This window comes from Methanohalobium sp. (assembly GCF_046546175.1).
Taxonomy (GTDB): domain Archaea; phylum Halobacteriota; class Methanosarcinia; order Methanosarcinales; family Methanosarcinaceae; genus Methanohalobium.
Genome location: NZ_JBKGYF010000061.1, coordinates 1 through 10407, shown reverse-complemented (window position 1 = coordinate 10407; position 10407 = coordinate 1). Strand labels below are relative to the sequence as shown.

The window sequence follows — 10407 nt, the reverse complement described above, 5'->3', positions numbered from 1 at the left end:
AGTGGGGGTTATTAATGCCTGAAACTATTAAAGAAGGTAAAGAATCTATAGATTTTACATTAAAAGACCAGAGCGATAAAGAAATAACACTGTCTGATTTTAAAAACCAGAAGGTATTGTTGTCATTCCATCCACTTGCATGGACTAGTGTATGTGCTGAACACATGCAATTACTGGAAGAAAATTACAAGAGGTTTGAAAAACTAAACACAATACCCTTTGGCATCAGTGTAGATACTGTCCCTTCAAAAAATGCATGGTCTATTGAGCTGGGTATTGAATCCACACGCATACTTTCTGATTTCTGGCCTCATGGGGAAACTGCAAACGCTTATGGGATTTTCAATGAAGAACACGGTACATCAGAAAGAGCTAACGTAATAATTGATGAAAACCAGAAAGTAAGTTCTGTAAAAGTTTATCCGATGGGGGAAGTTCCTGATATAAACGAAATTCTCGATAAGCTTGAATAATGAAGCAGTTTTTTAATATTTAATGCAGGATTGTGGTAACTCTATAATAATACCACCACATAAAACTGGTAGAAATTACCATCTTATTCTGATGTTAACCAGAAAAATTAATACATGTAGTCCTATTCATATCCGTAAGTATAATTAATGCTAAATAAATTTATGTGTCGCAAAGCTAAAATCAAATTTCTCAGTAATAATAATAATAATAATAATAGAAAGTAAGAGGATAAAAAGAGGAGATATGAATTCAATGATTGATGTCGGAATTATTGGTGGTTCTGGTTACACAGGTGGAGAATTGATACGACTGTTGTCAAATCATCAATACACTAATATTGAGATATGTACTTCAAGGAAATTTGCAGGTAAAAAGGTAAGCGATGTGCATAGGCATCTAAAGGTTTTTTTAGACCTGGAATTTGAAGATGTTAGCCCCAGAGACCTCAGAAACAGATGTGATGTGATATTCCTTGCCGTGCCCCATGGAACTTCTATGAATATTGTCCCGGATATTATGGGCGAAAATACAAAAGTAATTGACTTAAGTGCTGATTACAGGATTAATAGCCAAACATTTGAAATGCTGTACGGGATAAAACACACCGACAAAAGGGATGTCACATATGGACTCCCGGAAATCCATCCGGAAATTTCAGAAAATCATCTAATTGCAAACCCTGGTTGTTATCCGACAGGTGCCATTCTTTCAGCAGCACCTCTTGCAAAATCCGAATTAATAAATTCTGTTATATTTGATTCAAAATCAGGTATCACAGGTGCCGGTGTTAACCCGACCCACAAATCTCATTATCCCAATATGGCTGAAAATGTTCAGCCCTACAAACTAACCTCACACCGGCATTACGCAGAAATTTTCCAGGAACTGAGTCTTATGGATGAATCCCTGATAAATGTCAATTTCACGCCCCATGTAATTCCATCGATACGGGGTATTCTGACAACCGCTCATATATTTACTAATAAACAGGTTTCAACCGATGAAATTAAGTCCATGTATACAGAATTTTATAAAGATGAACCATTTGTACGTGTCATTGACAATATTCCAACTCTTAGTGCAGTTAAAGGGTCAAACTTCTGTGACATCGGGTTTGAAATCGACGTGAACAACAACAGGGTTGTTGTAATTTCAGCAATAGACAATCTGGTAAAAGGTGCAGCAGGGCAGGCAATCCAGAATATGAATCTCATGTGTGGATTTGACGAAACTGAGGGTCTCTGGATACCTGCGATGTCACCATGAATATAACCTTATTAATAAAGAACCCGATAATATATAGAAATACAGGTGAATGTATGAAAGTAAAAGACGTGATGAACCCCAATGTGATTTACTGTAATTCTGAAGATAGTATAAGAAGTACTTCACAAATCCTTAAAAAGAACGGAGTAAGTGGTGCTCCTGTAGTAGATGATAATGATAACATTGTAGGCATAATATCTGAAGAAGACCTTTTAAGGTTCCTCGAAATACCACATCATGGAGGATTATGGCTCCCCAGTCCGTTTGAAGTAATTGAAATACCTATCAGGGAACTGGTAAGTTGGGAAGAAACCAAACACATGCTCAGTGATTTTGGAGATAAAAAAGTTAAAGAGGTTATGAAGACCGATGTATTCACCATATCTCCTGAAAGCTCGATAGAAGAAGCCTCCGAATTGATGACAAAACATAAAATAAACCGGTTACCGGTTGTAGAAAACGGTAAACTTGTCGGTATTGTTACAAGGGGAGATATAATCACAGGTCTTTCAAGGTCCTGAAGGAGTCTGTAATTAAATGAAACCGATAAACGGAGGAATATGTGCTGTAAAAGGGGTATATTCCGGTGGCATCAAACCCGGTAAAATGGGACTTGGAATCATCAAAGCAGAAGGTAGTGCAGCAGGAGTCTTCACACGCAATAAAGTAATAGCTGCTCCCCTTGTGGTCACCAGAAAAAAAATTGCTGAGACAGGGTCCCTTTCTGCGGTAATCATGAACAGTGGCAATGCTAATGCATTTACCGGTGAAGAGGGATATGCTGATGCAGAATATATGACAGAACTGCTTGCTGAAAAACTTGGAACACCAAAAAAACTGGTTGGTGTCGCATCTACAGGTGTAATCGGCAGGAAGCTGGATACTGAATGGATTGACAGGCATATAGATGAAGTTTTGAATTCTATATCTAACAGTCCCGAAAATAGTAATTCCGCTGCTCGCTCAATAATGACCACCGATACCTTTACCAAAGAATCAGCAATAGAACTTGATTGTGGAGTACGTATAGGTGGAATTGCAAAAGGTTCTGGTATGATTGAACCTAATATGGGTACAATGCTTGCATTTATATACACAGACGCAATAATAGGTTCTGATAATTTAAACAAATGCTTAAAAACCAGTGTTGATAGAAGCTTCAATATGATAGTAGTGGATGGAGATACTAGTACCAATGATATGGTGCTGCTTACAGCAACAGGTAAATCAGGGGTTGAACTTGATATCCATGATTTCCAGAAAGGTATTGATTATGTACTTACCGACCTTGCCCGAATGATTGCACGTGATGGGGAAGGTGCTACCAAACTGATTGAAGCAAAAGTAGAAGGTGCTCAGACCGAAAATGATGCCCAACTTGTGGCAAAAGCTATTGTCCGTTCACCACTTGTCAAAACTGCTATATTTGGAAAAGATCCGAACTGGGGACGGGTAATTGCTGCAATTGGTTATTCAGGCGCGGATATAGAACAGGATAGAATATCCCTGTCATTTTCAGATAATGAAAATATTATAGACCTTGTAACAAATGGTCGAATCACCAAAAATGATAACGAATCACTGGACACACTTCAAAATATAATGGAAAATAAGGAAATTAAAATCCATATCAACCTTGGTCTTAAGAACAAAGACGCAACAGCGTGGGGCTGTGACCTTACATATGATTATATAAAAATCAATGCAGAATATACAACATAAGGTGAATACATAATAATGGAGCTTGAATACTGGGAAAATAAACATTCTGAAGCCTTTTCGGACATCAGCAAATCACTTGAGAACATCAACGGTATTTTTGTCGCATACAACAGTAATATAGATGCCATAAAACACATTGAAAAGAAAGATATTGCCAAACTGTTAAAACATGTAAATCTGGAAAATGTGAAACACAGGTCGATGTCGTTTCCAAGGGTGATTAAAGACCCTGACGACCTTCTGGCACGATTAATAATCGCCATGCGTGATGGGAAAGCTGCAGAGGTACCCACATACTCGACTGATATTCATGAATGGTTGACAGACCATATTAATTTTGATAATTCCTATATGGGAGGGCAGACCGGTATCATATCAAATTTTCTGGCAAATATCGGTATAAAAAAGGTTATTACCTATGTACCCTGGCTTTCCAAGGAACAGGCTGAATATTTTGTAAACTCTGGAAACCTGTTCTATCCTATTGTTGAGAACGGAAAACTGGTTCTAAAACATCCGATGGATGCCTACAAATCTGAATACGAACCCAAGGTTAACTGGATACTGGAATTTTCAAAAGGTCTTGATGTAGAATATGATGAAGAGGAATTTGTTGTTCCCAGGGATAACCGTCTTATAATCTCTTCAAGACCCATATGGCTCCGTATAGATATGGGTAAAGAGCTCTATGATCATCTCCCAGTACTTGGAAAAAGTGTTGATGGTGCTGTACTTTCAGGGTATCAGATGATTAAAGAGGAATATGATGACGGTTCAACATACCTTGATTATGTTACAAAATCGGTTAAAGCTATCAGGAAATTAAAAGAAGGTAATCCTAATATTCGCATTCATGTAGAATTCACTTCTATACAGAACAAATTCATACGGGAACGGATTTTAAAGGATATTGTACGCCAGGAGGTACATTCTCTGGGTCTTGACACGATAGAAGTTGCAAACGCACTGAACGTTCTTGATTATGAAGAACTTGCCTATGCCGTCATCAACAAAACCGAGAAAGGTATTTCAGCACTTTATGAAGGTGCTGTTCGTCTGTTATACGAGCTTGAACTGGATAGGGTACATGTACATGCACTTGGGTATTTTATCTGTGTTGTTACAAAAGACCATCCTGTAGATACAGAAGAACATAGAAACGCCCTTCTGTTCGCATCAACAGCTTCAGCAGCCAAGGCTAAGCTTGGAAACATCGAATCGATAGATGATATCAAAACAGGTCTTGAAACTCCTATTTCAGAAGATGGGCACGATCACCTCAAATCATTGGGCAAATATCTTGCAAGAGAGGGCATCTGTCAGTCAGAAGATTGTGAAAAAGGATATGTCCGCACACCAGAACATGATGTTATAATTATACCTACAAAGGTGGTGGACAATCCTGTTGCAACCGTGGGTATAGGTGATGTGATATCTGCAGCATCCTTTGCAGCTATACTGGCAAAAATGAAATAAAAAACGCAAAAAACAGGAGCACTTTTAATGAATATACTCTGCGGATATAATGCAAACATCGATTCAGTTTACAGAACAAAAGGTAGCGAAATCTCCCAATTGCTTGAATCCTTTAACCATGACGATATCATTGAAAAAATAGAAAATCCGCCCAATCGCATTGACACTATAACTGATTTTATTGCTGGTCTTATTATCTGTATGCGTGAGGGGTCTGGTGCTGAGTGGCTGGTTCATGATGATTCAGTTTTTGAGTTTTTAAAAGACAATTTTTTTGACAGATCCCTTATACGTATGGGTGGTAACTGCGGTATAATGTCAAATGTACTCTCAATAATGGGCGCCAGCAAAGTAGTTCCAAATGTTGCAAAACCATCAAAAACTCAGCTTGATGCATTTACAAAGGGAACAATTGTATTCCCGGGTTGCAATGACCTAAATGGCATCGATGAAGATAAAGAACTGATACATTTTGTGTTTGACTTTAAAAAAGGTGACAAGTTTACATTAAGCGGTAATACTATAACAGTACCAAGAGAAAACCGATTTATTGCTACATATGACCATTTAAATATTGAACTTGCAATCAATCCCGATTTTGAATATTATGCCAGAGAAAATATTCACAATATGGATGGTGCATTAATTTCTGGATTTCATATGCTTCAGGAAAACTATCCAGATGGTTCAAGTTATGTTGATAAATTCCAGAAGTCTCTTAAGCAGATTAAAATCTGGAAACAATTAAACAGCGAACTATTACTCCATGTAGAACTTGGACATTTTTCAAATGAAAAGCTTGCACAATATGTATTTTCTAGTTTGGCAGAATATGTTGATGGTATGGGAATGAATGAGGACGAACTTGCAATGTTACACGGAATACATGAGGTACCTACAAATAAAATTTTACAGATGCAGGCTATTCCCATTCTCAAAGCATCAGTACAATGCATTTCCAAAACCGGATTACAAAAATTTATAATCCACACACGGGAATTTACGCTTTGTGTATGCAAACCGGATGTTTTCGATGCCATCTGTGAACTTGAGGCCATGAATTTTGGAGTAAAATGTGCAGCGGTATTTGCAGATACAGGTAAGCTGAAAAACAGAGAATATGTTGAAAAAACTTCATCCATACTGGATGAAAGTGATTTTGGGTTGAAAGAAGTACAGAAAATTAAAGAATATATAAACGGTCAGGAATATAACAGTGGAGTGTATGGTAATTTCTCTGATTATAGTGTCGGAATAATCCCAACCCTTATTTCAGAAAACCCTATATCAACTGTTGGACTGGGTGATACATTCTGCGCTGGCACTTATCTAAAACAGCTGGAACTGGTTAAAACACAACAAACAAATAAAATCTGAGAATTACAGCCATTTTCTCAGATATATACGAAACTCCGGGTCTTTTACCCTGCAGATTTCATCATCTTCAAGGACTTCAAATCCTTTTTTTATGCTTTTAAGAGTGTGTTTCCCCAGTGAACATGTTAACAGTTTTGATTCAATCAAGGTTTTCACATCTGTATATTTTCTGACCTTTTCAACGATGTATGACCCATTTTCGATATACATGGAAAATATATTACCAGAATCTTTATATTTGGCTTTGAATTTATCCGCATGTTTGTGTATCCAAACCGGTGGACCTTGATGTTTTTTGACATTTGGAAGAGTCGAATTAAGAAGTTCCATTAATATTACCGAGTAATTACCTGCCCATGAACCTGTATTGGAAACAGAAAAATCATGGTTTTCAAGCAATGATGGAACTGAATTTTCCATCTTGTATAACTGTGGATAAAACACATCCTCAACCACATCAGGTGTTTCAAATACAATAGCAACCATTGAACTGTTTCGTAGTTTGAGCCGGTTCTTTATTTCAGAATCGGTTAAAGGTATTACAGGTTTTGGGAAAAAAAAATCCTTTGAATGATGTTCAAGAAAACTGCGGGATTTATCCACAAACTCTGCCAGTTTATCAACGGATAAAGCTGCTGCAACATTCCTCCTAGGATCAGTCGGGTCTATCATGATAAATGGTTCTTCATGGTTCAGTGTCCCATGACCCATCATATCGATGGTCATTCCAGGATACCAGTCGCAGGCTGATATTAGCAGGTTATCAAATGAACCGAAGTATATAACCAGTAACTCTGCAAAATATCCTGAAAAACCTCTTGTTTTAAGCTCAGAACCATACACACCGATCCCATGCATGAACTGCTTCAAAAGAAGGACATCATCTTCGAGCCCTTTAATATTTTCCTTTATGAATTCATTATGAAAGGGTGTGCGGTCTACAGCGGATTTGATGTTTGATGCATACGACACCCTGAAACATGGTACTAAGTCTACATCATAACCTTTGAATTTCAGACTTATATAGGGATGTTCTGCATACTGTTCCTGCCAGATATCCGATTCTTCTGCAACTTTTCTGGCAATTTTCAAGCCGTAATATTCCAGATATTCTGGGTCTGTATCTTCTGGAAAAAGAATGAATATATCCAGATCATGTGTACCCGACAACCATGTACCTCTTGCTGCTGAACCTACTAACCGTGCTGATACCCCTGTTAAATTCAGTTCAGATGCAATCGAACTCGTCCTTTTTATCAGGTAATCAGCTACATTAAACAAACACTTTTGCTCATATGGTGTCGGTTTTATCTTTACAAGTACTGATTTTTTAAGGTTTTCAGGTATTTCTGTCATTTTCTCTTTCATTGTAAAACACTGGATGTATAAATAGGGTTGTGGTAATACATCGACAACAATTATTAACCTGATACAGAATCGATTTTTCAGTTCTGATAAATACCAGACATTTATAAATATATTGGGCAAAAGTAAATTGAGAAAACTTATATACTGTCTAATATATGTATGATTCGAAAAATTATTTGCTATTTATCACCACCAGAAGTAATTATACAAGTTTAAACGGCAATATATATACCTGAATAAATTATATATACCCAAACTGGAGATATAAATTTAGGTTAAAATAATGTCTGGTTATGACACATCAACAAGGAGTTATAGTAAATTTGCTATGCTTACACCGTTCTGTATTGTATAAAATATTAGAAAGAGCAACATAATTTGAATGGAGTTTTTTAAATTGACAGATGAAGAGGAAGTACTAATAGAGGTCAAAAATCTTTCAAAAATATTTGGAGATGAACCAGATAAAGCGATATCTCTAATAAATGAGGGATATTCAAAAAACGAAATACATGAAAAAACCGGGCAAACTGTAGGACTCTACAACATTAATTTTGAGGTCAAAAAAGGAGAAATATTCGTTTTGATGGGGCTTTCTGGTTCTGGAAAATCCACGTTATTAAGATGTATAAACCGTCTTATCCCTCCTACACATGGTGAGATTTACATCGAAGGCGAAGACATAACGAAAATGGATATGGAAACACTCAGGAAAATACGTAGAGAAAAATTGAGTATGGTTTTCCAGAACTTCGCACTGCTACCACACCGAACTGTGCTGGATAATGTTGCCTATGGACTGGAAGTTTATGGAGTAGATAAAGAAGAGCGTCATAAAGCAGCCAGTGAAGCCATTGAAACTGTGGGACTTTCAGGATATGAAGGAAGTCGGATAACACAGCTTAGTGGTGGTATGCAACAAAGAGTTGGACTAGCCAGAGCTCTGGCTACTGACCCACACTTCCTGCTCATGGACGAAGCATTCAGTGCTCTTGACCCACTGATACGCAGTGAAATGCAGGATGAACTTCTTTCACTCCAGGAACAGGTACACAAAACAATTATTTTCGTTACCCATGACCTTGATGAGGCTCTTAAAATAGGTGATAGAATTGCACTCATGAAAGACGGAATGATTGTACAGGTAGGTACTGCAGAAGAAATCCTTACAGAACCTGCAAACCAATATGTATCACAATTTATTGCAGGTGTGGATAAATCAAAGGTTCTTACTGCAGAATCAATTATGATGCCGCCTGAGCCTGTTATATCCATCAAATCTGGTCCAAGTGTAGCACTGCAGTTGATGAGAGAACACGGTATATCATCGATATTCGTGGTTGATCGGAACAGAAAACTTGAAGGAATCGTTACTGTAGAAGATGCTGCTGAGGCTAGACGAAACAAAAAGAATCTTGAAGATGTAATTATAAGAGAGTATCCAACAACAACAAAAGGGACACAGTTGAAAGAAATCATACCAATGATAGCAGACAGTTCGTATCCCGTAGCTGTAGTAGATGATAGTAACAGACTTCTGGGAGTACTTGTCCGTGGTGGAATTCTCGGAGCAATTGCAATGGAGGAAGAAGAACAATGAGCCCATTACTTCCAAAGATGCCATTAGGTGATTTTGTAGAAGATGCAGTAAACTGGATAGATGCTGCATTCGGATTCATACTTGATGGAATTAGTGGAATATTGAATTTCCTGTTAGGCCTTTTCCTTGATATTTTGTTATACCTACCAAACTGGTTATTTATTGTATTGTTTATTGTTGCAGCCTATTTCCTTACAAGGAGAAACTGGAAGATTGCAGCGATTGGTGGTATAGGATTTTTTGTACTTGACAATTTACAATTATGGTCAGCGAGCATGCAAACTTTAGCTCTTGTTATATCATCTGCAGTTATTGCTATGACCATAGGAATACCTGTTGGAATTTTGAGTGCAAAAAATGATAATGTCAAATCTGCCATAAAACCGATACTTGATTTTATGCAGACGATGCCACCGTTTGTTTATCTGATTCCGGCAGTTATATTCTTTGGACTTGGTAACGTACCGGGACTTATTGCAACCATAGTTTTTGCAATGCCACCTGGTATTCGTCTTACTGACCTTGGTATCAGACAAGTACCTACTGAGCTTGTGGAAGTTGCTGATGCGTTTGGATCGACCCCCATGCAAAAACTGGTTAAGGTACAATTGCCTGTTGCTCTCCAGACCATTATGACAGGTGTCAATCAGGTCATTATGCTGTCATTGTCCATGGTTGTTATTGCATCAATGATTGGTGCTCGTGGACTTGGACTTCAGGTCCTTGAAGGTATAAATAAAGTCGATATTGGGCTTGGTTTCGAAGCAGGGCTTGGTATCGTTATAATTGCCATAATTCTTGACAGGCTTACTCAGGGACTTACACCTGAGTAAAATATTTTTTCTATGTTACGGAAAACTATTTAAGAATTGCTCTTATAATTTACAGGTTGAAATATACATATATCTATCTTTTAATAGATATACAGAACAATTAGAAATCTTTAAATGATTAGAGAAATATTAAGAGAGGTTGCATAATATGATAGAAAGTAAAAAAGCCAAATCTTTATTGGTAATCGGTTTGGTATTCCTGTTAGCTATTGCTGGTGCAGGATGTGCACAGGATGGCGATAATGGAACAGGTGAGCAGACTGAAGATGGAACAGGTGAGCAGACTGAAGA

The 10407-nt window shown here is 37.5% G+C and carries 9 protein-coding genes; 8 read left to right on the top strand and 1 reads right to left on the bottom strand.

The window, feature by feature from the left end; all coding sequences use genetic code 11:
- The 6 genes from ACLFMM_RS07290 to ACLFMM_RS07265 all read left to right on the top strand — a co-directional run.
- Positions 1 to 473: redoxin domain-containing protein (locus ACLFMM_RS07290; protein WP_410808064.1), on the top strand; the 473-nt coding region annotated here is incomplete at its 5' end.
- 253 nt (positions 474 to 726) lie between these two features.
- The gene (gene argC, locus ACLFMM_RS07285; protein ID WP_410808063.1) at positions 727 to 1740 is read left to right on the top strand and encodes an N-acetyl-gamma-glutamyl-phosphate reductase; all 1014 of its coding nucleotides are present in this window, start codon (positions 727 to 729) and stop codon (positions 1738 to 1740) included.
- Between the two features lie 53 nt (positions 1741 to 1793).
- Positions 1794 to 2261, top strand: coding sequence for a CBS domain-containing protein (locus ACLFMM_RS07280; RefSeq protein ID WP_410808062.1), 468 nt, complete (start codon positions 1794 to 1796; stop codon positions 2259 to 2261).
- Positions 2262 to 2277: 16 nt separating this feature from the next.
- Positions 2278 to 3462, top strand: a complete 1185-nt coding sequence (gene argJ / locus ACLFMM_RS07275) for a bifunctional ornithine acetyltransferase/N-acetylglutamate synthase (RefSeq protein ID WP_410808061.1) — start codon at positions 2278 to 2280, stop codon at positions 3460 to 3462.
- A 15-nt stretch (positions 3463 to 3477) separates the two neighbouring features.
- The gene (gene pfkC / locus ACLFMM_RS07270) at positions 3478 to 4938 is read left to right on the top strand and encodes an ADP-specific phosphofructokinase (protein WP_410808060.1); all 1461 of its coding nucleotides are present in this window, start codon (positions 3478 to 3480) and stop codon (positions 4936 to 4938) included.
- Between the two features lie 27 nt (positions 4939 to 4965).
- Positions 4966 to 6315: an ADP-dependent glucokinase/phosphofructokinase gene (locus ACLFMM_RS07265; protein WP_410808059.1), complete on the top strand. Its 1350-nt coding sequence runs from the start codon at positions 4966 to 4968 to the stop codon at positions 6313 to 6315.
- Between the two features lie 3 nt (positions 6316 to 6318).
- On the opposite strand, the gene cca is transcribed toward ACLFMM_RS07265, so the two are convergent.
- Positions 6319 to 7683, bottom strand: a complete 1365-nt coding sequence (cca, locus tag ACLFMM_RS07260) for a CCA tRNA nucleotidyltransferase (RefSeq protein ID WP_410808058.1) — start codon at positions 7681 to 7683, stop codon at positions 6319 to 6321.
- Between the two features lie 397 nt (positions 7684 to 8080).
- Between cca and ACLFMM_RS07255 the strand changes: the two genes are divergently transcribed.
- A complete protein-coding gene (locus ACLFMM_RS07255; protein ID WP_410808057.1) occupies positions 8081 to 9283 on the top strand; it encodes a quaternary amine ABC transporter ATP-binding protein in 1203 nt (400 codons plus the stop codon).
- Positions 9280 to 10116, top strand: a complete 837-nt coding sequence (locus ACLFMM_RS07250) for an ABC transporter permease (protein ID WP_410808056.1) — start codon at positions 9280 to 9282, stop codon at positions 10114 to 10116. The genes ACLFMM_RS07255 and ACLFMM_RS07250 overlap by 4 nt, the downstream gene beginning before the upstream one ends.
- Positions 10117 to 10407: the final 291 nt, after the last annotated feature.